Source organism: Pseudomonas sp. UYIF39 (assembly GCF_029963765.1).
Classification (GTDB): domain Bacteria; phylum Pseudomonadota; class Gammaproteobacteria; order Pseudomonadales; family Pseudomonadaceae; genus Aquipseudomonas.
In genome coordinates, this window is sequence record NZ_JALBYU010000008.1 from 20,791 (window position 1) to 46,483 (window position 25,693).

The 25,693-nt window shown below is 60.4% G+C and carries 23 protein-coding genes and 1 riboswitch; of the genes, 7 read left to right on the forward strand and 16 right to left on the reverse strand.

Going from position 1 to position 25,693, the window contains the following annotated elements; all coding sequences use genetic code 11:
• Nucleotides 1-108 precede the first annotated feature (108 nt).
• The 7 genes from atzF to MO767_RS12750 form a co-directional block, all read right to left on the reverse strand.
• Nucleotides 109-1,881, reverse strand: a complete 1,773-nt coding sequence (atzF, locus tag MO767_RS12720; RefSeq protein WP_282480778.1) for an allophanate hydrolase — start codon at nt 1,879-1,881, stop codon at nt 109-111.
• A 25-nt stretch (nt 1,882-1,906) separates the two neighbouring features.
• Complete coding sequence (gene uca / locus MO767_RS12725) at nt 1,907-5,566, reverse strand: urea carboxylase (RefSeq protein WP_282480779.1); 3,660 nt, start codon at nt 5,564-5,566, stop codon at nt 1,907-1,909.
• A gap of 309 nt (nt 5,567-5,875) precedes the next feature.
• Nucleotides 5,876-6,517 (reverse strand): urea amidolyase associated protein UAAP2, encoded by a 642-nt coding sequence (locus tag MO767_RS12730; RefSeq protein ID WP_282480780.1) that lies wholly within the window; start codon nt 6,515-6,517, stop codon nt 5,876-5,878.
• Nucleotides 6,518-6,528: 11 nt separating this feature from the next.
• Nucleotides 6,529-7,254: an urea amidolyase associated protein UAAP1 gene (locus tag MO767_RS12735; RefSeq protein ID WP_282480781.1), complete on the reverse strand. Its 726-nt coding sequence runs from the start codon at nt 7,252-7,254 to the stop codon at nt 6,529-6,531.
• 12 nt (nt 7,255-7,266) lie between these two features.
• Nucleotides 7,267-8,055: an ABC transporter ATP-binding protein gene (locus MO767_RS12740; protein WP_282480782.1), complete on the reverse strand. Its 789-nt coding sequence runs from the start codon at nt 8,053-8,055 to the stop codon at nt 7,267-7,269.
• Entirely contained in the window at nt 8,052-8,867 is an 816-nt protein-coding gene (locus MO767_RS12745) for an ABC transporter permease (protein WP_033054095.1), read from the reverse strand. The genes MO767_RS12740 and MO767_RS12745 overlap by 4 nt, the downstream gene beginning before the upstream one ends.
• A gap of 16 nt (nt 8,868-8,883) precedes the next feature.
• Nucleotides 8,884-9,951, reverse strand: coding sequence for a putative urea ABC transporter substrate-binding protein (locus tag MO767_RS12750; RefSeq protein WP_282480783.1), 1,068 nt, complete (start codon nt 9,949-9,951; stop codon nt 8,884-8,886).
• A gap of 62 nt (nt 9,952-10,013) precedes the next feature.
• Nucleotides 10,014-10,114, reverse strand: a riboswitch (guanidine-I (ykkC/yxkD leader).
• A 277-nt stretch (nt 10,115-10,391) separates the two neighbouring features.
• On the opposite strand from MO767_RS12750, the gene MO767_RS12755 reads away from it, so the two are divergent.
• Both MO767_RS12755 and MO767_RS12760 read left to right on the forward strand, forming a co-directional pair.
• The gene (locus MO767_RS12755; RefSeq protein WP_282480784.1) at nt 10,392-10,634 is read left to right on the forward strand and encodes a hypothetical protein; all 243 of its coding nucleotides are present in this window, start codon (nt 10,392-10,394) and stop codon (nt 10,632-10,634) included.
• Between the two features lie 167 nt (nt 10,635-10,801).
• Nucleotides 10,802-11,230 (forward strand): hypothetical protein, encoded by a 429-nt coding sequence (locus MO767_RS12760; RefSeq protein ID WP_282480785.1) that lies wholly within the window; start codon nt 10,802-10,804, stop codon nt 11,228-11,230.
• A 58-nt stretch (nt 11,231-11,288) separates the two neighbouring features.
• On the opposite strand, the gene MO767_RS12765 is transcribed toward MO767_RS12760, so the two are convergent.
• Nucleotides 11,289-12,392, reverse strand: a complete 1,104-nt coding sequence (locus MO767_RS12765; RefSeq protein WP_282480786.1) for an enoyl-CoA hydratase/isomerase family protein — start codon at nt 12,390-12,392, stop codon at nt 11,289-11,291.
• A 132-nt stretch (nt 12,393-12,524) separates the two neighbouring features.
• Here MO767_RS12765 and ung point away from each other — a divergent pair, with 132 nt between their 5' ends.
• Nucleotides 12,525-13,217 carry a uracil-DNA glycosylase gene (ung, locus tag MO767_RS12770; protein ID WP_282480787.1) on the forward strand — a complete coding sequence of 231 codons (693 nt, stop codon included), beginning with the start codon at nt 12,525-12,527 and terminating at the stop codon, nt 13,215-13,217.
• An 86-nt stretch (nt 13,218-13,303) separates the two neighbouring features.
• Here ung and MO767_RS12775 read toward each other — a convergent pair whose 3' ends face one another.
• The 5 genes from MO767_RS12775 to MO767_RS12795 form a co-directional block, all read right to left on the reverse strand.
• On the reverse strand, nt 13,304-14,344 hold the full coding sequence (locus tag MO767_RS12775; RefSeq protein ID WP_282480788.1) for an AbrB family transcriptional regulator: 1,041 nt from the start codon (nt 14,342-14,344) through the stop codon (nt 13,304-13,306).
• Nucleotides 14,337-15,851, reverse strand: coding sequence for a tripartite tricarboxylate transporter permease (locus MO767_RS12780; RefSeq protein WP_282480789.1), 1,515 nt, complete (start codon nt 15,849-15,851; stop codon nt 14,337-14,339). The genes MO767_RS12775 and MO767_RS12780 overlap by 8 nt, the downstream gene beginning before the upstream one ends.
• A gap of 1 nt (nt 15,852) precedes the next feature.
• Nucleotides 15,853-16,311 (reverse strand): tripartite tricarboxylate transporter TctB family protein, encoded by a 459-nt coding sequence (locus tag MO767_RS12785; protein ID WP_282480790.1) that lies wholly within the window; start codon nt 16,309-16,311, stop codon nt 15,853-15,855.
• Nucleotides 16,312-16,370: 59 nt separating this feature from the next.
• Nucleotides 16,371-17,348, reverse strand: coding sequence for a tripartite tricarboxylate transporter substrate binding protein (locus tag MO767_RS12790; protein WP_282480791.1), 978 nt, complete (start codon nt 17,346-17,348; stop codon nt 16,371-16,373).
• Between the two features lie 85 nt (nt 17,349-17,433).
• The gene (locus MO767_RS12795; RefSeq protein ID WP_282480792.1) at nt 17,434-18,726 is read right to left on the reverse strand and encodes an OprD family porin; all 1,293 of its coding nucleotides are present in this window, start codon (nt 18,724-18,726) and stop codon (nt 17,434-17,436) included.
• Nucleotides 18,727-18,961: 235 nt separating this feature from the next.
• On the opposite strand from MO767_RS12795, the gene MO767_RS12800 reads away from it, so the two are divergent.
• Together MO767_RS12800 and MO767_RS12805 are read left to right on the forward strand one after the other, a co-directional pair.
• Complete coding sequence (locus tag MO767_RS12800; protein ID WP_123366793.1) at nt 18,962-19,633, forward strand: response regulator; 672 nt, start codon at nt 18,962-18,964, stop codon at nt 19,631-19,633.
• The gene (locus tag MO767_RS12805) at nt 19,626-21,014 is read left to right on the forward strand and encodes a sensor histidine kinase (protein WP_140677401.1); all 1,389 of its coding nucleotides are present in this window, start codon (nt 19,626-19,628) and stop codon (nt 21,012-21,014) included. Before MO767_RS12800 ends, MO767_RS12805 begins: the two co-directional genes overlap by 8 nt.
• Nucleotides 21,015-21,124: 110 nt before the next feature.
• Here the strand turns inward: MO767_RS12805 and MO767_RS12810 are convergent, their stop codons facing one another.
• Together MO767_RS12810 and MO767_RS12815 are read right to left on the reverse strand one after the other, a co-directional pair.
• Nucleotides 21,125-21,946: an HDOD domain-containing protein gene (locus MO767_RS12810; protein ID WP_282480793.1), complete on the reverse strand. Its 822-nt coding sequence runs from the start codon at nt 21,944-21,946 to the stop codon at nt 21,125-21,127.
• Nucleotides 21,947-21,980: 34 nt separating this feature from the next.
• On the reverse strand, nt 21,981-22,922 hold the full coding sequence (locus MO767_RS12815; RefSeq protein ID WP_282480794.1) for a folate-binding protein YgfZ: 942 nt from the start codon (nt 22,920-22,922) through the stop codon (nt 21,981-21,983).
• Between the two features lie 148 nt (nt 22,923-23,070).
• Here MO767_RS12815 and MO767_RS12820 point away from each other — a divergent pair, with 148 nt between their 5' ends.
• Nucleotides 23,071-23,325: a succinate dehydrogenase assembly factor 2 gene (locus tag MO767_RS12820; protein WP_007944081.1), complete on the forward strand. Its 255-nt coding sequence runs from the start codon at nt 23,071-23,073 to the stop codon at nt 23,323-23,325.
• Nucleotides 23,309-23,761, forward strand: a complete 453-nt coding sequence (locus MO767_RS12825) for a protein YgfX (protein WP_282480795.1) — start codon at nt 23,309-23,311, stop codon at nt 23,759-23,761. Before MO767_RS12820 ends, MO767_RS12825 begins: the two co-directional genes overlap by 17 nt.
• Here MO767_RS12825 and nadB read toward each other — a convergent pair.
• Nucleotides 23,730-25,346, reverse strand: a complete 1,617-nt coding sequence (gene nadB / locus MO767_RS12830) for an L-aspartate oxidase (protein WP_282480796.1) — start codon at nt 25,344-25,346, stop codon at nt 23,730-23,732. The genes MO767_RS12825 and nadB overlap by 32 nt on opposite strands.
• Nucleotides 25,347-25,693 lie beyond the last annotated feature (347 nt).

Genomic DNA, 25,693 nt, shown 5'->3' on the forward strand with positions numbered 1-25,693 from the left:
ACAATTCCGTTGGCAGTGACCCGATGGCAGGCATTCTAATGGCACCGCCGGGAAATAACTGTTCTATGTGCAGGGCGAATGATCGTACACACGCCCCGCCGAAATAGATCATTGAGCGAGGTAACGCCGCCACCCACCCAAGTGACTGATATCCACCGCCCCCTCCAACCCATACGCCTCACAAATAAACCCACTCTCCCAACGCCCATCCGCCAATTGCACTTTGCCCAACCCTAGTGGCGCCGGAATACCGGTCAGAAAAGAACCCAGCTCATGGCTCGGCAGTTCCCAAACCTCCACGGCAATCGCCACACCCCCGTCCTTCACGCGAACCATCCCGGGACGAAACGGCGGGCCGCCGGCCAGGGCATACAGTTGATAGTCCGGTGAGCTAACCGTCGTCTCGAGCAGTCGTGCCCCGCGCTGCTTGAGCTGCCAATTCAGCGCCAACCCATCCAGATGCGCACCACACACCACCAACCGCGCCCGGTCATTACGCGCAGCAGCCGTCGGTACAGGCGAGAGCAAACCTTGCTGGCGCTGCAACGCATCCGCCACTCCCAACAAATACTGATCAGTAAACGCCCGCCCGAACAACGTCACGCCCCAAGGCAAACCATTGCCCATGAAACCGCTGGGCACGGCGACGGCGGCGTAATCGAGCAGGTTCATGAAATTGGTGTAGTAGCCCAGTTCCGAATTGCGCAGCACCGGCTCGGCGTCCAGTTCCGCCAGCGTGACTGGGCGGCCGAGGGTGGGTGTGAGCACGCAATCGAGGCCGTCCAGTGCCTGGTCGCACAGGGCTTTCAGGGCTTGAAGCCGGTACTGGGCGCGGAAAGTTTGCACGCCGTTCACCGCTGGAGCCTTGGCCAGCACCGCGCGGATCACCGGCAGTACGGCTTCAGGGTCTTGCTCCATCAATTCGCCGGCGACGCTGTAGCGCTCGGCCACCCACGGCCCTTCATAGAGCAATCGCGCAGCTTCAAGGAACGGCGACAAATCCAGTTCCACGGCTTCACCGCCCAATGCCTTGAGCTGATCGATGGCATCACCAAACAACAACGGGCCTTCAGGGCAGCCGAAGAACTCCAGATCCTGAGCACGCGGTACGCCAAATCGGAAGGGGCGAGGTACACCAAACGCCGAGCCGTCGTTCCACAACGGATTGCTACGGCTGTATTCATCGCGGGGATCAAGGTGCGCAGTGAGCGCGAGCAACTGACTGGCTTCCCGAGCAGTCGCGGTGAACGTGGTCACGCAATCGAGGGTGCGGCAGGCCGGAACCACACCGGCCGTGGAGATCAACCCTTTGCTGGCTTTCAACCCCACTAGATTGTTCAGCGCCGCCGGTACACGACCGGAACCTGCCGTGTCCGTACCCAAGGAAAAACTCGCCACGCCGAGCGCCACCGCCAGCGAAGAGCCGGCACTGGAACCGCCCGATGGATATTGCGGCAACACGCTGTTCGGGCACGCGCCATACGGTGAGCGACTGCCATTTAGCCCGGTGGCGAATTGATCGAGGTTGGTCTTGCCCAACGGAATCGCGCCTAGCGCCAGCAATTGCTCGACGATGGTCGCCGAACGTTCCGGCACGTAGGCAAACGCCGGGCACGCCGCGGTCGTCGGAATGCCCGCCAGGTCGATGTTGTCCTTGATCGCGAACGGCACGCCGAACAGCGGCAAGCTGTCGGGGTCGCGACCGTCAAGTGCGGCGAGGTACGGTTCCAGTTCTTCAACACTGAGCAAGTGGATGAACAGGTGATAATCCGGGTTCAGCGCCGCGGCTTTATCGCGCAGGCTCAGGAGCAATTGACGGGGCGTGACGTTGCCGACGCGATAAGCGCTGCGCAGGGCGTCGAGTTGCAGATTGATGTTCATGGCGTTAATCCTTTTCAAAATGGGTTCACTCGAGTTCCAGCACCACGACGCGCTGTCCGGCGCGCACCGCCGAACCAGGTTGCACGCGAATCTCGCGCACCACCCCGGCCATAGGCGCGAGCAGCGGAATTTCCATCTTCATCGATTCCAGAATCACCAGCACATCACCCGCAGCAACCCGGCTACCGGTTTCAACCTGAACTTGCCAAAGGTTGCCGGCGATGTGGCTGTCGACGCTCTGTTGACCGCTGGCCAGCGGCGCGTCTTCGGTCACTTCCGGAGTCAGCTCTTCACTGTCGAAATGCGCCTGGCCACTGGCGATCCAGCGCTCGCGTTCGGCGTTGAACGCGCCTTTCTGCTGATCGCGAAACGCGGCAATGCTCTCGGCTTCCTTCGTCAGGAAGGCTTGGTAGTCCGCCAGATTCAGCTGACTGTGCTCGATGTTCAGATCGAAGCGCCCGAGTGGGAAATCCCGTCGAATACGCAGCAGTTCATCGGCACTGACCGGGTAGAAACGGATCTGATCGAAGAAGCGCAGCAGCCACGGTTTGCCATCGAATGCGGTGACCTCGCGATAGCGATTCCACATCTGCAACGTGCGGCCGACGAACTGATAACCGCCAGGGCCTTCCATGCCGTACACGCACATGTAGGCGCCACCGATGCCCACCGAGTTTTCCGCAGTCCACGTTCGGGCCGGGTTGTATTTGGTGGTCACCAGGCGATGACGCGGGTCGAGCGGCGTGGCCACCGGCGCACCGAGGTAGACGTCGCCCAGGCCCATCACCAGGTAGCTGGCGTCGAACACCGTGCGCTGCACTTCGTCGAGGTTTGGCAGGTCGTTGATGCGGCGGATGAACTCCAGATTGCTCGGGCACCACGGGGCGTCCTTGCGCACGGTGGTCATGTATTTTTCGATCGCCAACTGGCAGGCCGGATCGTCCCAGGACAGCGGTAGATGAACGATGCGGGAGGGCACTTGCAGGTCCTTGGCGGCGCACACGGCGTCCCATTCGCCGGCGACGATGCCGAGCAGATCGGCCAGCGGCAGTTGTTCGGGTTGGTAGTGCACTTGCAGCGAGCGGATGCCGGGTGTCAGGTCGAAGACGCCGTAAAGGTTTTGGCTTTCCAGGGCTTGCATCAAGGCGTGGGCGCGGAAGCGCAGGACCAGGTCGAGTTCGGGGGCTCCGATTTCCAGTAGCAGATGAGTGTCCCCCGACAGTCTCGCAACCAGCCGCATGTCCCCCTGACCCAAATCCAACACCACAGGCGACTCAATCCCCTGTGGGAGCGAGCTTGCTCGCGATAGCGGTGTGTCAGTCACATCAATGCTGGATGTGCCGCCATCATCGCGAGCAAGTCGAATCGTCGCACCGTCGCTCCCACAGTGATTCCATTTCAAGGCGAGGCTGCGGGCGGTCTTGAGATCGACCGGGAGGAACTGAACTTTGTCCCCAGCCTTGAGCTGGCCCAGCTGCCAAAGATCCGCCTCGATCACCGTCACCGGGCAGACAAACCCGCCGAGGCTAGGGCCGTCGGGACCGAGAATTACCGGCATGTCACCGGTGAAATCCACCGCCCCAATGGCGTACGGATTGTCATGAATATTCGACGGATGCAGACCCGCCTCGCCACCATCGGCACGCACCCATTCAGGCTTCGGCCCGATCAACCGCACACCGGTTCGGCTGGAGTTGAAATGCACTTCCCACTGGGTGGCGAAGAAGGTGTCGATGTAGTTTTCGGTGAAGTATTCCGGTGCGCCATGAGGGCCGTAGATCACCCGGATCTGCCGCAAGTCGGGTAACTCGGTGACCTGTTCTTCAGCCAGTTGTTGACCGGCGCTGCGGTCGTTCAAGGCCGGGATATGCAGCACGTCGCCAGCTCGCAAGGCACGGCCACCATGCCCACCAAACTGGCCGAGGGTGAAGGTGCTTTTGCTACCCAGATAATCTGGAACTTGAAGGCCACCGCGCAGGCACAGATAGCTGCGGGCGCCTGCACCGGCAATCGTGCCGAGGCTCAAAGTAGCCCCCGTCGTTACCAGCAAAGCTGTGTTCATCGGCACCACTTCACCATTAAGGGTCAGTGGAATCACTGCCCCGGTCACCGCCACCACCGCGTCGCAATTGAAGCGCAGCAGCGGCCCGCTCATGGTGATTTCCAGCGCAACGGCGCCTTCGTCGTTACCCAGCAAAAGGTTGCCCAGACGCAACGCACGACTGTCCATCGGCCCCGACGGCGGCACGCCCACGGCCCAGTAACCGAGGCGGCCGGGATAGTCCTGCGCGCTGGTCTGAGTACCGGCGCTGAGCACTTCAAACGTGTTGGCCTGATACACCAAACCTTCCAGGCAACGCGTCCACGGCTGGCCGCTGGCGAAGGGCACATCGAGCAGAATCTGCCGCAAATAATCGCGGTTAGTTTCCACCCCGTAGAGCAGGCTGTCGCCCAGCGCTTGATGCAGATCGGCAGCGGCTTCTTCGCGAGTCGGCGCCCAACTGATGACTTTGGCGATCATCGGATCGAAGTACGGTGGGATCTCACAACCGGCCTCGACCCACGTGTCGATGCGCAGGTGTTTGCCATCGGCGGCAGGGAAGTTCACGGCGGTCAGCAACCCCGGGCTCGGCTGAAAATCGCGACCCGGATCTTCGGCATAAAGCCGCGCCTGAATCGCATGACCGTCGGCTTTCAAGCCCTGGCTCAACTCGCTCAACGATGGCAAATCACCCGCCGCCAGTTCCACCATCCAGCGCACCAGATCCACGCCCCAGACTTGCTCGGTGACGCCGTGCTCCACCTGCAAACGAGTGTTCACTTCGAGAAAGTAGAAACGCTGATCCTCACTGTCGAAGACGAATTCCACCGTACCGGCGCTGCGGTAATTCACCGCTTTTGCCAGTTTTATCGCCGCCGAACACAGCTCCTCAGCCATGCCCTCGGGCAGGTTCGGCGCCGGGGTTTCTTCGAGGACTTTCTGGTTGCGCCGCTGCACCGAGCAGTCGCGCACGCCGAGGGCAATCACTTCACCCTGGCCGTCGCCGAACACCTGGACTTCCAGATGTCGGGCGCGCTGGATGTACTTTTCGATGAACACGCCGGCGTCGCTGAAGTTGTTCTGGCCGAGGCGTTTGACGGCTTCAAAGGATTCGCTCAGTTCGACAGCGCTGCGGCACACGCGCATGCCGATGCCGCCACCGCCGGCGGTGCTTTTGAGCATCACCGGGTAGCCGATCTGTTCACCGGCAATCAGCGCTGCGTCGAGACTGTCGAGCAACTCGGTGCCTTCGAGCATCGGCACGCCGTGTTGCTTGGCCAAGGCGCGCGCGGTGTGTTTGAGGCCGAACACTCGCAGCTGCTCTGGCGTCGGGCCGATGAACGCGATGTTGGCGGCTTCGCACGCTTCGGCGAACGCGGCGTTTTCCGAGAGAAAACCGTAGCCCGGATGGATCGCCGTGGCGCCGGTGGCTTTGGCGATGGCCAGAATTTTTTCGACGGCCAGATAGGTGCCGGCGGCTGCGCCTTCACCGAGGCTGTGGGCTTCATCGGCTTGCAGAATGTGCAAACTGGCGGCATCGGCTTCGGAGTAAACGGCAACGCCCTGGACCTGCAACTCACGCAGGGTGCGCAGAATGCGACAGGCAATGGCGCCACGGTTGGCAATCAGGACTTTTTCGAACATGGCATAACCCCTGGAGGCGATAGCGCATCAGCCTCGACCTGGGATGCGGGCCGTCCCGCAGTTTTTCGATGAGCGCCGGGGTCGTCCCCGACGGCAGAATCAATTCATTCAAAAACACCACCGCCCCCCCTGTGGGAGCGAGCTTGCTCGCGATAGCGGTGTGTCAGTCGACATTAATGGTGAATGTGCTGACGCTATCGCGAGCAAGCTCGCTCTCACATTGGGTTCAGTGGTGTTCTTACTTTTTGATGCACTGCCCGGAACGGGCCTGGCACAGGGCAAACAACCAAAGACGCAACCGCGAGAATTTCAGTTCCATACCAGCAGCTCCGCAGGGGTCGGGTTGTAGGCGTTGCACGGGTTGTTCAGTTGCGGGCAATTGGAGATCAGCACGATCACGTCCATCTCGGCCCGCAGGTCGACGTATTTGCCCGGCGCCGAAATTCCGTCCTCAAACGTCAGCCCGCCATCCGCTGTGACCGGCACGTTCATGAAGAAGTTGATGTTCGGCCCGATGTCGCCCTTGCCCAATCGCCCGTCGTGGACGCAGGCCCGCAGGTAGTTGTCGCGGCAGCTGTGCATGTAGCGTTTCTCCAACGCGTAACGCACGGTGTTGCTCTCTTGCGCGCAAGCGCCGCCGAGGGTGTCGTGGCGGCCGCACGTGTCGGCGACGATGGTCAGCATCGGTTTGCCAAGGTTGGAATAGAGCACGCTGCCGGTGCTCAGGTAGACGCTGTTCTGCCGGCGCAACGTGCGTTGTACGTCGTAGCGTTCCTTCGGATTGGCCACGCTGTAGAACAAGGTGTCGACCGCTTGGTTGCCTTCCAGGTCGAGGATGCGCAAGGTCTGGCCGGCCTTGACCTCCATCAGCCACGGTTCGCCGGCGGGAATGGTGGCGCGGTAGATCGCAGTTTCTGGTTGCTGGTGAGCAGTAGCGATTGCGAGTGACATGGCAGCGATCCTCAGGCGAACAGACGGTCGGTGTTGATGAAGCCGCGCTCGTTTTCCGGGCGCGAGGTGCGGCAGTGTTCGGCGACGCTGGCGTCGGCGTTCATCCAGCTGAGTTTCAGCGGTTTCGGCGCGTACTCAGGCGAAGGGTCCATCGGATGTTGCAGCGCGGTGAGCACCACCAGCGTGTCCATCGGCGCATACAACTCGATGTAGTCACCGGCCCTGGAATTGCTTTCGACGAAGTGGAAACGCCCGGCCTCATCGACGTTCACCCGGCTGAACAAATTGAGCGTCATCAGCAAATCGGACAGGCCCAGCCCCCACTTGCCCAGCTCCACTAACAGGTTGTCGGTGCCGTTGCGGAAGAAGCCGTTGCGCAGTTCCTGATAGCGACCCTGGCCGTATTTTTCCGCGACTTCTTCAGCGCACAGCACACCGCCGAGGCTGTCACTCCAGCCGCAGGTGTCAGCAGTGATGGCGGCCAGCACGCGGCCCATGTCCGAATACAGGCAATGGCCGGTGGTGAGCTTGGCGGTGTGTTGGCATTTGAGGCTGTCGGGCAGGTTCAGGCGTTCGGTTTTCTCATTGGCGTTGAGCAGCGTCAGGCTGACGTTGGCGCCACCGCGCAGGTCGGTCAGGCGCAGCAGTTGGCCGCGTTTCAACCCGAAAGAACGATGGCCGCCGCCGGGGAGCATTTCCTCGGCGAAGGGCGGGAACAATTGAGTCGAATCAGTCATTTCAAAAATCCTCTAAGCGATACGAAGCGTGCCTGCCAGCTCAGCCGGCAAGGCATCGACGGCGGCACGGTTGGTGCGGCGGTCGCTGTTCAAAGGGATGTCATAAGTGATGCGCGCGCCATAGGCGCCGGGGGCGTGCGGGTCGACGCGGACCTTGTCGAACACCAACAGGCGAGTACCGAGGCTGAAGCCTTCGGACAGGTCGTGGGTGACCATGAACACCGTCAGTTGCGTCTCGTGCCACAGCTCCAGCAGCAAACCGTGCATGTCTTTGCGGATGCCCGGATCGAGCGCGCCGAACGGTTCGTCGAGCAGCAACACGCGCGGTTTCATGATCAGCGCCTGGGCGATGGCCAGCCGTTGTTGCATGCCGCCGGAGAGTTGCGCCGGGTACTTGTCCAGCGAGTGGCCGAGACCGACTTTGTGCAGCAGCACTGAGGCTTGTTCGCGTGCGTCTTTTTTAGCGCTGCCGAACAAGCGTCCGAGCAGCGGCGAACGTGGTAGTTCAAGGCCCAAGGCGACGTTGTCCAGAACTGTCAGGTGCGGGAACACCGAGTAGCGCTGAAACACCACGCCACGACTGGCATCCGGCTCGCCGGCCAAGGTCTGGCCGTCGAGCAGAATCTCGCCGCGACTGGCGCGTTCCTGGCCGAGCAACAGCCGCAGGAAGGTCGACTTGCCGCAACCGGATGCGCCGACCAAGGTGCAGAACTCACCCTCGTTGACGTTCAGGTTCAGCCCTTCGAGCACCACCTGATCGGCGTATTGCTGCCAGACGTTTTTCACCGTGATGAAGCTCATGCGCGGGCCCCCTCATACCAAGGGAACGCCCGTTGGGTCAGGCGCTTCAGGCCCCAGTCCATCAGCCAGGCGAGCAGGGTGATCCACACCACGTAGGGCAAAATCACGTCCATCGCCAGATAACGGCGCACCAGGAAAATCCGGTAACCGAGGCCATCGGTGGAGGCGATGGCTTCGGCCGCGATCAGGAACAACCACGCCGAGCCGAGCATCAGTCGCAGCGAGATCAGCAGGCGCGGGAGCAATTGCGGCAGCACTACCCGCAGCATCAGCGTCCAGGTCGAAGCGCCGAGGGTTTGGGCCTTGATCAGCAACTCGACCGGTATCTCCCGGGCGCGTTGCTCCAGATCGCGAGCAAGACACGGGGTGATGCCGATCACGATCAGCATCACTTTCGACAATTCCCCCAGGCCGAACACGATGAATAGAATCGGCAGAATTGCCAGCGGCGGCACCATCGACAGCACCGTCAGCAACGGCGACAACGGCGCGCCAAACAGCGGCAAAGTCCCGGCGGCGATGCCCAGGCACAGCCCGGCCAACGCGCTGATGCCGAGGCCGATGGCCAGGCGTCGCAGGCTGGAGGCTGTGTCTTGCCACAACACGTATTCACCGGTGCGGGTGTCGGCGGTGAACGCCAGGCGTTTCACCGCGTCGGTCATCTGCACGGCGCTCGGCAATAGCTTGTCGTTGGGGTTGTCCGTCAGCCGCTCGGCCGAGCCCATGAAGTAGGCGAACAGCACCAGGGCGAACGGCAGGATCACCAACAGCAGGCGACTCGGGCGATCCGGGTGGCGATTGATCAGGCGCATGGCCAGGTCCTCCTGATTACAGCTTGGCGTCGGCAGCCATCTGCACGTAGGTCGGGTCGAAGCGCAGCTTGAGGTTGGTCTTGTCGCCGCTGGTCACGCCATTGGCGAATGCCATGCCTACCGCGCTGGTGTCCTTGGCGCCTTCACCGAGCAAGCCGTGCTGGAAGGAGAACTCGGCCACCTTGCGCATGGTGTCCGGCAGTTGCTTGCTGGTGGAAAACGCCAGGGCTTCTTTGGGGGTGGCGAACAATTTGGTGGTGTCCAGTTGCGACTGGAAACCGGCCAGGTCGGTGCCGGAGGCTTTGGCCATGTGTTCAAGTGCCGCTTTGCTCGCGGCGTTTTTCGCGTTCATCAACTCGACTACTTCGAACCAGGCACCGGTCAGCGCTTTGCCCAGGGCCGGGTTGTCTTTGAGGGTGGCGCTGTTGACCACCATCATGTCCATGATTTCGCCTGGGATCTGACTGGAGTTGAACACTTCGGTCACCGCAGGCTTGGCCTTGATGTCCGAAAGCATCGGGTTCCAGGTGGTGACGGCGTTGACCTGATCGGTGTTGAAGGCCGCCGAGATGTCGGCGTCGGAGGTGTTGACCACTTTCAGGTCTTTCTCGGTGAGATCGACCGAATCCAGCGCCCGGGCCAACAGGTAGTGGGAAACCGACAGCTCCACCAGATTGACGTCCATGCCTTTGAGGTCGGTGACTTTCTTGCCATCGCCCTTGAGCACAATACCGTCGTTGCCGTTAGAGAAGTCGCTGACGATCAGCGCGGTGCTGTCGACGCCACCGGCCGCCGGAATGGTCAGCGCGTCCATGTTGGTCATGGTGCAGCCGTCGAACTGGCCGGCGGTGTATTGGTTGATGGATTCGACGTAGTCATTGAGCTGTACCACATCGATCTTGATGCCGTACTTCTTCGCCCATTTATCGACGATGCCTTGGCTGCCAGCGTATTCCCAGGGCATCCAGCCGGCGTAGATGGTCCAGCAAACGCTGAAGTGGTCTTTCTGGGCGGCCTGGGACGAGACGCTCACGAGGGCTGCGAATGCAGCGGCGAGCAGGGTGGGTAAACGAAGCTTGAGCATGGGTGGTTCTCCAGTTGATCAAGGGCGGGCAGGAGTCAACGCGGCACCGCGAACGGTGGCTTGTCTCCCGGGCTTTTGTCCCGCCGTGTAACCTCAACTGGAGGTCGCCAACTCTCGGACCAGCCACTCGCCTTAGCGAGCCGGAACCCTAGTCAGCCATTGCAAATTGTGGTGCCGCGAACCTGTGATGACTCCTGCACGTCTTTGCTAAAGCGAGAGCCGTGCCAAGTTGGCTTGAGCGCTCTAGCGTGGGCGATTACGCCATTGGCGCGTTGGGAGGAGGTGGCCGCGTTGCCTTGTGATGGTGCGCGGGTGCACCGCAATGGATCGGGCCGGCCGCTGATCTGAAGGTCCAGGCGACTCGGCACTCGACGCAGCATTGCCAGTCAAAACAGGTGTCAGCCGGCCTGTTCCGACTGTAGGTCTTTCAGGAGGCCGCCATGTTTCGTCGACTGTTGTTCTGTGTTGTTCTCGGTCTGGGGTTGTCCGGCTGCTACTACTACGCCGGTGGCTATGATGTGTATTCCGAGCCTTATTACTACCCCGGCTATTCGCCCTATTCCTACTATTACGGACCGCGCTATTACTACGGACCGCGCTTTTACGGCGGCTATCGCTACTACTATTGGGGCGGGCATTCGCCACGTCATTACGGAGGTGGTTATCGTGGTGGCCACCATTAATCAGCGGGTGAATGGATGAAAAACCTTTCATCGGCGACTTGTTTCAATGTGTTTCAGGAACGCACCAGATTTGGAAAACGATGTCTGATCTTTCGACAGTCACCGAATAATTGACTGTCGCCTGCCAGCGTCGCTGGTGTGGCTCACTCGCGGTCCAGGAGGCCGCCATGTATCTGCGAATTCTTCTGATTGCTGTATTGGGATTGTCTCTTGGTGCATGTGTGCCTTATTCCGATGGAGGATCCAGCTACTACAGTTCCGAGGTCTATTCCTCGCCATCTTATTATGACGGCGGGCCTTATTACTCAGGTGGCGGCGGCTATTACACGCAACCACGCCGGTACTACGCACCGCCAGCGCGGTATTACCAACCAACGCCGCGGTATTACCACCAGCCGCGGGTTTATCAACCGGCACCACGCTATTACCAGTCGCAACGAGGCGACTATCGGGCCCATCAGAATCAGGGTTGGGACGGCCGTAACCGCGGCGGTCGGGACAACGACTATCGCGGACATGGCGGTCGGGACAATCGTGGTGGACGAGGCGACCACAACGGTCGCGGCGATAACGATGGCCGAGGCGGCCACCGTTAAACACTCATTAAAAAGCGGCGCATGAAGCGCCGCTTTTTTTGCCCGGATTTCAGTATTCCTACAGATCGGCCAGAGGATGCCGACCTTCCCAGGCCTTGTGGAAATGCGCTTCTACCACCGCATCCGGCAGGTTATTGATGTCTGGCCAGTGCCAATGCGGTTTTTGATCCTTGTCGATCAACCGTGCGCGCACACCTTCGCTGAACTCCGGATGACGGCAGCAGTTGAGGCTCATGGTGTATTCCATCTGAAAGACTTGAGCCAGCGACATGTGCCGGGCGCGGGCGATCTGTTCCCACACCAGATGAGCGGTCAGGGGCGAGCCTTCGCTCATGGTTTTCGCAGCACGGCTGAGCAGCAGATCCGTGTTGTCGCGCAGCTGGCTGATGGCCTTCCAGGCGCAGCGCACGTCACTGACATCCAGCAGCTCATCGATCTGCTGGCGTCGCGGTAGCCACTGGGCTTCAGGCATTTGCGCGATCGCTTCTTGCTGCAATGCCTTGAGCAGGCTGTTCAGTTGCATCGGCGTCTGTTCCTGCCAGTTCAACTGCAGCAGGCCTTCCATCAGCTCTTCCTGCTGTTCATCGAGCAGGAAACGGTCGGCCAGGTCCAGATCGATCGCATCGCGACCATTCATATGGGCGCCGGTCAGGCCGAGAAACAATCCGAGCTTGCCGGGCAGGCGCGACAGAAACCAACTGGCCCCGACATCCGGGTACAAACCGATACTGATCTCCGGCATCGCCAGGCGGCTGCTCGGCGTGACAATCCGGATGCCTGCCCCTTGCAGCAGCCCCATGCCGCCGCCGAGCACATAACCATGCCCCCAGCAGATCAGTGGTTTAGGGTAAGTGTGCAGATTGAAGTCCAGGCGATACTCCGCCGCAAAGAAATGCGCTGCCAGCGGCGGCACTTCGCCGGGATGGGCGCGACAGGCTTCCACCAGGCTGCGGACTTCACCGCCGGCGCAAAAGGCTTTGGCACCGTTGCCTCGCAACACGACGCAGACGATTTGTGGCTCTTTGGCCCAGGCGTCCAGTTGATCGCGCAAGGCGTTGATCATCGGCAAGGACAGGGCATTGAGGGAGCTTTCGGCATCCAGGCTGGCGACTCCGATGCGTGCGCCGTCGGTGCCAGTGAGTTCTTCGAAGTGCAGATTCATCGTGACCTCGATCGGGAATTTGAGCGTTCAGTATGATCGCTGTACAGGAAAGTGCAGGATCTGCGTCAGATCAATTGACAAGCGTGATGGGCTTTCCTAGGGTTCGCCCCATTGTTTTTGCCGGATGTAACCATGACTGCTGACGACCGTATCAAACTCGAACCGAGCTGGAAGGAGGCACTGCGTGCCGAATTCGACCAGCCTTACATGGCGGAGTTGCGTAACTTCCTGCAAGAGGAGCGTGCGGCCGGCAAGGAAATCTACCCTCCGGGACCGATGATTTTCAACGCGCTCAATTCGACGCCGCTGGATAAAGTCAAAGTCGTCATCCTCGGCCAAGACCCGTACCACGGTCCGGGACAGGCCCACGGCTTGTGCTTCTCGGTGCAACCGGGCGTACCGGCGCCGCCGTCGCTGGTGAACATCTATAAAGAGTTGAAGCGCGATCTGAACATCGACATCCCGACCCACGGTTGCCTGCAAAGCTGGGCTGACCAGGGCGTGCTGATGATCAACACCACCATGACCGTCGAACGCGCCAACGCCAATGCGCACAAGGACAAGGGCTGGCAGTTTTTCACCGATCGGATCATTGAAGTGGTCAGCGCACATCAGCCGCATCTGGTGTTCATGCTGTGGGGCGCCCATGCGCAGAGCAAGCAGAAACTGATCGATGCCACCAAGCATCTGGTGCTGACGTCGGTGCATCCGTCACCGTTGTCCGCCTATCGAGGCTTCCTCGGGTGCGGGCACTTCAGCCGAACCAATAAGTATCTTGAGCAGAATGGCGAGACGCCGATCGAGTGGCGGTTGCCGCCAGTCTAAAAAGCATCACGAGCAAGCTCGCTCCCACAAGGATCACGCGAACCCTGTGGGAGCGAGTCTGCTCGCGAATGGGTCGACTCGGTTTTTCAGACAGAATCCGGCTGCCGATTCCAATACTTGAACAACGGCTCCGCCAGAAACAACACAAACAACAGCCGCATCACCTGCATCGCCGTCACCAGCGGCACCGACAACTGCAATGTCTCTGCCGTCAGACTCATCTCCGCAATCCCGCCGGGCATCATGCCGAGCGTCAACGAACGCAAATCCAGGTGGATCAGCGCACTCAACCCCAATGCTGCCAGCGTGGCGATCAACATGGTCAGCACCGTGCCGATCAAGGTCCGTCCCATAAAAGAAGGCGCACGCCGGAAAAACTGCCGATTGAAGTGACACCCCAACCCGCTGCCAATCAACCATTGGCCGATCTGGCTGCCGCCGTTGGGCAAGCCGATGTGCAGGTCCCAGCCGATACTCACCGCCGCACTCACCAGCAACGGCCCGAACAGCCACGGGTTGGGTTGACGCAGTCGCTCCCAGAGCCACGCGGACAATGCGCCGGCCGGGAATAGAAAGGCCAGCCACCACCAATTGACGGTGGACGGATGAAAAACCGGCGTGCCGCTGCCCAACAAATACTTGAACGCCGCCGGCACACACAGCACCACCACTAACACCCGCAGACTTTGCCCCGCCGCAACGCGACTGAGCACCGCGCCGTTACGCGCGCCGAGGTTGACCATCTCCCCGGAGCCGCCCGGCATGCTGGAAAAGAACGCGGTGGCGCGATCTTCACCGGTACGCCGCATCAACCAGACCCCGACCACGGCCGACAGGCTGGTGACTAACGCACCGAAGAAGATCAGACCGAAGTGGCTCAGGACCTGCTCCATCACCACCGGGGTGAAGTGCAGGCCGATACCGATGCCGACAATCCACTGGCCGCACTTGCGGCCGCCAGGGATTTCCGCCAATTGCCAGGGTGTCAGGCAACGCACCAGGATGATCGCCAGCAACGAGCCGACCATCCACGGTAGCGGCCAGCCGATCTGGCTGGCCAGGTTACCGCCCAGCAGACCGACCAGCGGAGTTCCCCACCAGGCTTTGAAGGGTGTTCGATCAGACATCGGCGATGGCGCGACGGGCGACCGAACGTTTGCGCCAGATCCGGATGATCGGCATCAGGAGCATGATCGCGGTCAGTACCCAGCAGCCGAAGGTGATCGGGCTCGACCAGAGAATTTCCAGCGCACCGTTGGAGATCGACAGGGCGCGACGCAGGTTTTGCTCCATCAAACCGCCGAGGATGAAACCCAGCAGAACCGGGGACAACGGGAAGTCCAGCTTGCGCAGGATGTAGCCGAAGATACCGATACCGATCATCAGGAACAGGTCGAAAGTGGTGGCGTGCACCGCGTAGACGCCGATCCCGGTAATGATCGCGATCACCGGCACCAGCGCCCAGTTCGGCACGGCAAGGATGCGGGTGAAGATGCGGATCATCGGGATGTTGAGGATCACCAGCATGATGTTGGCGACGAACAACGAAGCGATCAGGCCCCAGACAATGTCCGGTTGCTGTTGAAACAGCAGTGGGCCCGGGGTGATGTTGTACAGCGACAGTGCGCCGATCATCACCGCCGTGGTGCCCGAACCCGGAACGCCGAGGGTCAGCATTGGCACCAGGGCACCGCAGGCTGCGCCGCCGATGGCGGTTTCCGGGGCTGCGAGGCCACGCATGTCGCCCTGGCCGAAGGTGCCTTTGGCGCCGGCGATGCGTTTCTCGGTCATGTAAGCCACGGCGCTGGCCAGCGTTGCGCCGGCACCCGGCAATACGCCCATGATGAAGCCCAGCACGCCGCAACGAATGTTCACCACGAACACTGCCGAGGCTTCCTTGAAGTTGAACATCATGCGGCCGGTGGCTTTCACCGCTTCCTGGCCATGATGGGTTTTTTCCAGCAGCAGGAGGATTTCACTGATGGAGAACAAGCCCAGTACCAGCACAACGAACTGAATGCCGTCCGTCAAATGGATGTTATCCCCGGTGAAACGATACACGCCGCTGTTGGCATCGATCCCGACGGTCGATAGAAACAAACCGATCAGCGCTGCGATAAAGGTCTTTAGTGGGCGGTCGCCGGCCATGCCGCCGAGACAGACAATCGCAAACACCATCAGCACGAAGTATTCCGCGGGTCCGAAGGCAATCGCCCATTTCGCCAGCAGCGGGGCGAACAGCACCATGCCGCAAGTCGCGATGAACGCACCGATGAACGAGCTCCACGCCGACAGCGACAGCGCCACACCGGCCAGACCCTTGCGGGCCATCGGGTAACCGTCGAGGGTAGTCATGACGGTGGAGGCTTCGCCGGGAATGTTCAGCAGGATCGAGCTGATCCGGCCGCCATATTCGCAACCCAGGTACACCGCCGCCAGCAGAATCAGCGCCGACTCCGGTGGCAGGCCGAGGGCGAATGCGATCGGAATCAGCAACGCTACGCCGTTGATCGGGCCCAGGCCCGGCAACAGGCCGACCACGGTGCCGATGAGGGTGCCGCAGAGCGCAGTCACCAGGTTGTACGGGGTTAGCGCAACGCCAAACCCTTGTCCCAAATAGCCAAGAGTATCCATATCAGTTCTCCAGAACGTCGAGCACGCCCAACGGCAGTGGCACGTCCATCACCTTGTCGAACAGCAAGTAAAGGCCGACAGCCATCAGGCTGATGATCACCACACTGGGCAACCAGCGGCCGCCGTACAGGCGTGCCATCGGGATACCGATCAGGATGCTCGCGACAATGAAGCCAAGGGGTTCGAAGGTGCCCGCAAACACCAGCAACAGCACCACGCAGATGCTGATTTTGGTCAGGGTTTCGCGGTCCATCGGCGGTTCGTCAGGGTTGTGCTTGATCGGTGCGGGACGAAACACCATGTACAACAGCGCCAGGCCCATCAGGCCGAGCATCAACAGTGGAAAGGCGCGCGGCCCCACCGGTTCGTAGGAAAAAGGCGCTTGATACGGCCACGCCATCAGCGCCAGGCCAACACAGGCCAGTAACAGCACCGAAGCAAAAATGCGTTGTAAGAGCATGGGAAACTCCTGTGCCGCAGCCCCGCGCAAACGGGGCCGCAGCCGCTAGACAGAGGCGATCACTGGATCAGGCCGAACTCTTTGGCCAGCACTTTGTAGTCCGCTACCTGCTTCTTCACATAGGTGTCCAGTTCCGGGCCAGTCATGGCGAACGGGAACAGTTCACGCTGATCGCGCAGCTTGGCAAAGTCCTCGGAGGCGAGCAGTTTGTCGAAGGCGTTTTTCCACCAGGCGTAGTCTTCGTCGCTGACCTTTGGCCCGAGGTAGAAGCCGCGAACCACTGGCCAGACGATGTCGTAGCCTTGCTCTTTGGCGGTCGGAATGTCTTTCATTTCCGGCTGGTCCAGACGCTTCTCGGAGAACACGGCCAGCAGGCGCATGTCGCCGCTCTGGATGTGCGGCATGGAGTCGGAGATGTCGGTGCTGCCGACCTGGATGTGGCCGCCGAGCAGGGCCGTGGCGATTTCACCGCCGCCTTCGAGGGCGACATAACGCAGGTCGCGCGGGTTGATCCCCGCAGCCTTGGCGACCAGCGCGGTTTGCATCCAGTCCTGGCTGCCGACGGTGCCACCGGAGCCGATCACCACTTTGCTCGGGTCTTTCTTCAACGCCTGAACCAGATCGTCCAGGTTCTTGTAAGGCGAATCGCTTTTCACCGCGATGGCGCCATAGCTGGTGCCGACAGCTGCCAGCCAGCGCACGGCGCTTTCATCGAAACGACCAAACTTGCCTTGGGCCAGGTTCAACAGCGAACCGCTGGACCACGCCACCAGCGTGCCGGCGTCGGCAGGACGCTGAGCGACCACCGCGTTGTACGCCACCGCGCCGACACCGCCGGGCATGTAGGTCACGCGCATCGGTTTGGTCAGCAGTTTCTGATTCACCAGCGCGCTTTGCGCCAGCTTGCAGGTCAGGTCGAAACCGCCGCCTGGAGAGGCCGGGGCGATGCATTCCGGACGTTTGGGTTCAGCGAGTAATTGGCCGGCGAACAGCAGGGCGCTGGCGGTGATAGCAACTTTACGTAGTGACACATTCATTGGATTCTCCACGGCTTTTTTGTTGTAAGGATGTGTAGGAGCTGCCGAAGGCTGCGATTTTTTTTGGTTTCGGCATTTCAATCAATTACCAAAGGGCAACGCTATAGCTCACCAGCAGACGCACTTCATCGGCATCGCGAGCGGAGTAGTTGGAACGGTAAGTGGCATTACGCAGGCGCACGGCAACATCCTTGAGCGCGCCGCTTTGTACGACGTATTTGATTTCGGTGTTGCGCTCCCACTCCTTGCCTTCATCGCCGTTCTTGAGCTTGATGTTGTCACCGCTCACGTAACGGCTCATGAAACCCAGGCCGGGGATGCCGAGTTTGGCGAAGTCGTAGTCGTAGCGTGCTTGCCACGAATGTTCTTCGGCACCAGCAAAGTCGTTGATCTGCACGAAGTTGACCAGGTACGGGTCACTGCCATCGACGTACGGGAACGCGCTGTCGCCGGACATGTGCTGGTAGCCGGCGCTGAATTTATGCCCGCTCAAGGCGTAGCTCACCAAGCCGTTGAGGGATTTGTTGTCGATCTGGCCGCCACGGGCCGCGCCCTGGTCATCGCTGATGGCCAGGCGCAGATCGGTGCCGAAAGTGCCGGGGCCGAACGGTTGCGAAGCGACAACACCGAGGAAGTGCTGGTTGTAGACTTCATCAAGTTGCGCGAAGTGGTAGCTGCCGGTGATTTTGTCGGTGAACTTGTAGTCCAGGCCGCCAAAGTCAAAATGCTTGCCGGCTACGGTGCCAGCGAAGCGGCTGTTCTTGTTGTTGAGGGCAATGTCCTCGAAGTCGGTACTGTCGCGGTCCTTGGCTTTTTCCAGACGACCCCCGGTGAAGGTCAGGTTCTTGATCTCTTTGGAGGTCAGCATTCCACCTTCAAAAGTCTGTGGCAGGATGCGTCCGTCGTTGGACTTGAGGATCGGCAGTTCCGGAATCAGGCTGCCGATTTTCAGTTCGGTGGCGGAAATCTTCACTTTGCCGGTCAGGCCCAGCTTGGAGTACTCATCGGCGGCGCGGCCGTCGTCATGGGTTGGCAGCAGGCCGGTGCCAGTGCGGTCGGGACTCGAATCGAGTTTGACCCCCAGCATGCCCAGCGCATCGACACCGAACCCCACGGTGCCGTCGGTGTAGCCCGATTGCAGGTTGAGCATGAACCCCTGAGCCCATTCGTCCCGCTTGGATTGCTGGGCGCTGGTGCCGTTGCGAAAGTCACGGTTGAAATACATGTTGCGGGTTTCAAGGGTTGCCGTACTGTCTTCAAAGAAGGCAGCCTGGCTCAACGGCGAAAAGCCGGCGAGGGCGGCGGCACTGGCAAGGGCGGTGTGGCTGAGGCGGGAAAAACGAACAGGCGGACGAGCCTGTAGCTGCATGGACAGCATCTTGAAGTACTCCGTTTATTGTTCTTATTGGCGAAAACGCTTCGAGGCGTTTTTCGTATCGCTATGTGCGGTAGCGCACGGCAGTTAAAACTGTCCGTGGCTGGACTCTAACCGGCCAACCTTTCGCTAACCTTTCAGAAGACTTTCACGGTTTTCGGGCTTCACAGCGGCGGTTGCGGCTGTAAACTCCGCGCCAAACAATGGCATCGACCATCCCTGAATGAGGTAAAGATCCATGCGTGTTCTGCTCGTCGAAGACCATCTGCAGCTCGCCGAAAGTGTCGCCCAGGCGCTCAAGAGCACCGGGCTGACCGTGGATGTGCTGCACGACGGCGTGGCGGCCGACCTGGCGTTGAGCAGCGAGGAATACGCCATGGCGATCCTTGACGTCGGCCTGCCGCGCATGGATGGCTTCGAAGTGCTGGCGCGCCTGCGGGCGCGGGGCAAGAACCTGCCGGTGTTGATGTTGACCGCCCGCAGCGACGTCAAGGATCGGGTCCACGGCCTGAACCTTGGCGCTGACGATTACCTGGCCAAACCTTTCGAACTGACCGAACTCGAAGCCCGGGTCAAAGCCTTGCTGCGTCGCAGTGTGCTCGGCGGTGAACGCCAGCAGCGCTGCGGTGTGCTGGCCTATGACCTGGACACTCGGCGCTTCACTCTCGGCGAAGAATTGCTGACCCTGACCTCTCGCGAACAGGCTGTTCTTGAAGCGCTGATCGCCCGTCCTGGCCGGGTGATGAGCAAGGAACAACTGGCCTCGCAAGTGTTCGGTCTGGACGAAGAGGCCAGCCCCGACGCTATCGAGATCTATGTCCATCGCCTGCGCAAGAAGCTCGACGGCCAACCGGTCGTCATCGTGACCTTCCGCGGTCTCGGCTACTTGCTGGAAAGCCGCGATGCATAAGCCCAGCAGCCTGCGTTGGCGGTTGCTGTGGAATCTGGCGTTGTTGCTGGTGGTGTTGATGTTGGCCAGTGGTTTGAGTGCTTACTGGAACGGTCGCGAAGCGGCCGACACCGCCTATGACCGGACCTTGCTGGCCTCGGCGCGGACCATCGCTGCCGGTGTTTCCCAGCGCGACGGCTCGCTGAGCGCCGACGTACCCTACGTGGCCCTCGACACCTTCGCCTACGACAGTGCGGGACGGATTTTTTACCTGGTTAACGACATCAATCAGAAACTGATCTCCGGTTACGAAAACCTGCCGCCACCGCCACCGGGAACCCCGCGAACGGACGACTATCCGGCACTGGCGCGTTTCTATAACGCCAAGTACCAGGGGCAGAACGTACGCGTGGTGAGCCTGCTCAAACCCGTGAGCGAGCCGAACATGAACGGTATGGCGGAAATCCGCGTGGCGGAAACCGATGAGGCTCGGGTCAGCATGGCCCGCAGCTTGGCGGCGGACACGTTGTTGCGTCTGGGCATGCTGGCGGTGGGTGCGTTGTTGCTGGTGTGGTTTGCGGTCAGTGCCGCGTTGCGTCCGCTGGAACGCTTGCGCACCGCGGTGGAAGAACGTCAGTCGGACGATCTGCGGCCATTGCCGTTGGTGGAAGTGCAGCACGAATTGTGGCCACTGGTGCGCGCGCTCAATCACTTTACCGAGCGCTTGCGTGGGCAGTTTGAACGTCAAGCGCAGTTCATCGCTGATGCCGCCCATGAGCTGCGTACTCCCCTGGCGGCGCTCAAGGCACGACTGGAACTGGGCTTGCGCTCGACCGAACCTGAAACCTGGCGCAGTACATTGGAAACCGCTGCCCAAGGCACGGACCGATTGACCCACCTTGCCAATCAATTGCTCTCGCTGGCACGGGTCGAAAATGGCGCCAGGGCCATCGCCGAGGGCGGCGCGCAGTTGCTTGATCTCAGTCAGCTGGCTCGCGAACTCGGCATGGCCATGGCGCCGCTGGCCCACGCGCGCGGTGTGGCGCTGGCGCTGGAAGCAGACGAACCGGTGTGGTTGCGCGGCGAGCCAACGCTGTTGAACGAACTGTTGAGCAATCTGGTGGATAACGCGTTGGCCCATACACCGTCGGGTGGCAACGTTATTCTCCGGGTCACGGCACCGGCCGTGTTGGAGGTCGAGGACGACGGCCCGGGCATTCCTCTTGAAGAGCGCGATCGGGTGTTCGAGCGCTTTTACCGGCGCAACCAGCAGGTGGCCGGTTCGGGGTTGGGGCTGGCGATTGTCGGTGAGATCTGCCGCGCACACCTGGCTCAAATCAGCCTGCACGATGGCGAACAGGCGGGGTTGAAGGTGCGGGTGAGTTTTATTGCGGGGGAGTGATGGTGTTTGTTATGGCCCCATCGCGAGCAAGCTCGCTCCCACAGGGAATCTTCGGTGCTACATAGATCCAGTGTGCGAGCTTGCTCGCGATGGGGGCGCTGCGGTCCCAATCAGTAAAACATCGACCGCGACTCTTCCAGATCGCGGCACATCGCCTCGTTCTCCGGATCAATCCCCAGCTTTTTGAACGCCGGCACGCTGAATGCGTCGATGCGCGCGAGGGGATGGTCGGTGTCCTTGTGGCAATACAGGCTGGCCACTTGCACCAGATCGACATAGTCGACCCGCTCGGACTGTCGATTGAAGTCCAGATAAAGCCCCGGTACCTGTACCAGCATCTCCGGAAATTCCCAGACCCTGAGCAGTTTGTCGCCGAGCAGTGGATGAATGTGATCGATCACATGGTTGAGGCTGACCGGGTCAGCCAGCAGTTCATAGTGATCTTCGGCGTAAGTCAGGATTGGCAACACACCGATCTGATGCACCAATCCGCCTAGGGCTGCCTGATCGGGCTTGAGTTGCGTGTACCTGCGGCACAATGCATAGCTGACCCCGGCGATTTCCAGGCTTTTGCGCCAGACATCGCGCATTTTGTGTTCCACCACCTCGGAGCGGGCATGGAAAATCTGTTCCATGACCAGACCGATGGCCAGGTTGCTGCTGTAATTGATGCCCAGTCGAGTGATTGCCGTGTGCAGGTCAGTGACTTCCTGGGTCGCGCGCAGCAGCGGGCTATTGACCACTTTGATCAGACGCGCCGACAGCGCGGTATCGCGGCCGATCACTTTGCTCAGGGTGCTGATACTGATTTCCGGGTCTTCGGCGGCCTTGCGAATCTGCAGGGCCACTTCCGGTAACGTTGGCAGAACCAGGTCATCGTTATCGATGGCCTCAACCAAATCCTGTTGGACCCTTTCCGCCAGCTCGCTCATTTCGTTTCTCTAGGTATTGCGACAAATGCTGCTGTTAACGCTGGATTTCGCGATCGCGATCCAGTTCGTAAGGCAGGTCGAGCAGGTGCAGGGCTGGCCCTTCGAGCGCGCCCAGATGGATATCACCCCCTTCCGCTGCTTCGGCTTGCAGCACGGCCAGAAGTTCAATGTTTTGCCCGGTGTTGGCGGCCAGCACCACTTCGCCGATAGAGCTACCGTGGGTAGGGGAAAACAATTGTGTGCCAGGTTCAGGCAACTCGTTGGCATCCAGTTTCAGGCGATACAAGCGGCGCTTGAGTTTGCCAAGGTACTGCATGCGCGCGACGATTTCCTGGCCGGTGTAGCAACCTTTCTTGAAGCTCACGCCACCCACGGCTTGCAGATTGAGCATCTGCGGGATGAACAGTTCGCGAGTGCTCGACATGACCTGACCGATCCCTGCGCGGACCTGGCCCAACAGCCATTGATTCAGATCGCCTTCGACCAATACGGCGGACAGCTTGCCCTTGATAAGGTCGGCCTGGTCGGCGGCGACCCAGAGTTCGGCGCGGTCCGGCGAGACGCGAATGGCGATCAAGCCGTCATTGCGCGCGACGCTGTCGGTATCGGCCGGAAGATCAAGACCGAGGCTGATCAGTGCCGCATCGCCATGGTCGATGCCAAAGCGGACCCAGGCAGCGCTTTCATCGGTCAGTTTGGACTTGGAAAACACTGCGTACTTTTTCAGGTCCGCCAGTTGCGGTTCGAGCAGTTCGGTGGCCATGGCCATCAGAACGCCGTCGCCTTCCAGCAGGATGCGGAAACTCGACTGCATCCGGCCCTTCTGCGTGCAGCGGGCGCCGAGGCTGGCCTGGGTGTCACTCAAGTAATTGAGGTTGCAGGTCAATTGGCCTTGCAGGAATTTGCCGGCATCCGCGCCGTGTACTGCGAGAACGCCTTCGTGAGACAGGGTGCAGAAAAAAGCAGAATCGGCCATGGGTCATCGCAGGGTAAAGAGTCTGGGGGACATCATAAGGGGGCGCTCTCGAAATGGGTAGTTTACAAAGGACGATGGTGCCCGACCAAAGCCGACTGTTCGGCCGGGCTTGGGGCTGTATACTTGCCGCCTATTTGAGGAGCGCTCCATGGTCGAAGATGTTGAACTGAATCGCCTCTACTGGCACAGCCGCCGCGGCATGCTTGAACTTGACGTGTTGCTGGTACCGTTCGTCAAAGAGGTCTATCCGCACCTCAATGATGTCGACCGCGATTGCTACCGCAAGCTGCTCGAATGCGAAGATCAGGACATGTTCGGCTGGTTCATGGAGCGCGCCGAATCGGAAGATCCGGAGCTTCAACGCATGGTTCGCATGATTCTGGATCGTGTCCAGCCCAAGTAATGCGTTCGAATGCCGCTGGCATGCCTCACGGCAATTGCTGGCGGCGTATCTTCTGGCCCAGCTGTTCGCGCTGGGTTCGCTGTTCCTTCTTTCTATACCGGTCTGGGCCTGTCTGCTCGGCGCTTTTTGCTGTCTGGCTCACGGCGCTTGGGCGTTACCGCGACAGATTCTGGTGACGCACCCAAGGGCATTTCTCGGCTTGCGTCGCACTGTCGATGGCTGGCAATTGTGGAATCAGGCAGCAGGTTGGCAACCAGTGCAGTTGCGACCGGACAGCTTGGCATTGCCCTTGATTGTAGTGCTGCGTTTTCGACTGCGAGACGAGTGGCGGGTCAGATCAATCTGCGTTCCCCGCGACTCGCAGGCGGCGGATCTGCACCGGCGCCTGCGGGTTCGGCTTACGTTCAGTCGACGTAGGTGGGCGGCACCAGAATAGTGTCCAGGGCAACCGGCAGCATGTTCGGATAGTCGAGGGTGTAATGCAGGCCGCGACTCTCCTTGCGTTCCATGGCTGACTGGATCATCAGCTCGGCCACTTGGGCCAGGTTACGCAGTTCGATCAAATCCCGACTGACCTTGTAGTTGCTGTAGAACTCGTCGATTTCATCCAGCAACAGACGCACGCGGTGCTGTGCCCGTTGCAAGCGCTTGTTGGTGCGCACAATGCCGACGTAGTCCCACATGAATCGCCGCAGCTCGTCCCAGTTGTGCGCAATGATCACGTCCTCATCGGAGTCGGTGACCTGGCTCGCATCCCAGACGGGCAGGGCGATCGGAATCGAAACCTGCGGCAGTTGCTCAAGGATGTCTGCCGCTGCGGAACGCGCATAAACGAAACATTCAAGTAACGAGTTACTGGCCATGCGGTTGGCGCCGTGCAGGCCGGTGAAGCTGGTTTCGCCAATGGCATATAGCCCCGGCACGTCGGTGCGACCCTGCTGGTCGACCATCACGCCGCCGCACGTGTAGTGCGCCGCCGGAACCACCGGAATCGGTTGCTTGGTGATGTCGATGGAGAATTCGAGGCAGCGTTCGTACACCGTCGGGAAGTGAGTCTTGATGAACGCTTCCGGCTTGTGGCTGATGTCCAGATAGACACAATCGACGCCCAGGCGCTTCATTTCATGGTCGATCGCCCGGGCGACGATGTCGCGCGGGGCCAGCTCGGCGCGAGAGTCGAAGCGTTGCATGAAGCGTTCGCCGTTGGGCAGCTTCAGGTGTGCGCCTTCGCCGCGCAGGGCTTCGGTGATCAGGAAACTCTTGGCTTGCGGGTGATACAGGCAGGTGGGGTGGAACTGGTTGAATTCCAGATTCGCCACCCGGCAGCCCGAACGCCAGGCCATGGCAATGCCATCTCCGCAGGCGCCATCGGGGTTGCTGGTATAGAGATAGACCTTTGCTGCGCCGCCCGATGCGAGGATCACAAAGCGAGCGCCGTAGGTGTCGACTTCACCGGTCCCACGATTGAGGACGTAGGCGCCGAGGCAGCGATCACCTTCAAGGCCCAGGCGCTTTTCGGTGATCAGGTCGACCGCGACCCGCTGCTCCAGCAGCTCGATGTTCGGTCGTTGCATGGCCTTGTCGAGCAAGGTTCTGAAAATCGCTGCACCCGTGGCATCGGCCGCATGGATGATGCGCCGATGGCTGTGACCGCCTTCGCGGGTCAGGTGGAACTCGAATCCGCCATCTTCGGTGCCGGACTGTTCATCGCGGGTGAAGGGCACACCTTGGTCGATCAGCCATTGAATTGCCTCTTTACTGTGCTCGACGGTAAAGCGCACGGCGTCTTCGTGGCACAGGCCGCCGCCAGCATTGAGGGTGTCATCGACATGCGATTCAACGGTGTCGGTGTCATCCAGGACGGCAGCGACGCCACCCTGGGCCCAGAAAGTCGAGCCATTGGCGAGGTCGCCTTTGCTCAGTACGGCGATGCGCAAATGACCGGGCAAGGTCAGCGCAAGGCTCAAGCCGGCAGCACCGCTGCCAATTACCAGAACATCGTGTTGAAACTGTTGGCTCATTTCAGGATTCCGCTCAAAGCGACCCGGGTCGGGGGTGGCGCAAGACACCTGGATCGGCGAGTCAAGACAGCCACACAGCCCACTAGTATATAGAGAGGGGGAGCGGCACAATAGCGAGCACACATGGCATTGTGAAACTACTGTGACGGAAAATACCTGACGCTTCGTCGGATGGTTTTTTGGCCGGTGCGGCGACAAAACGACTGTATCAACGATTTAACAGTCTTTTTCTCTTCACTGTGCACAATGCCAGTTTTGCGCAGCTATAAATATTTGGAACTTTTGCCAAAGGCCCAAGATCAATAGACCGTTGCCTGATTCAAGGGACAGTGTCGGCTTCAACGCGG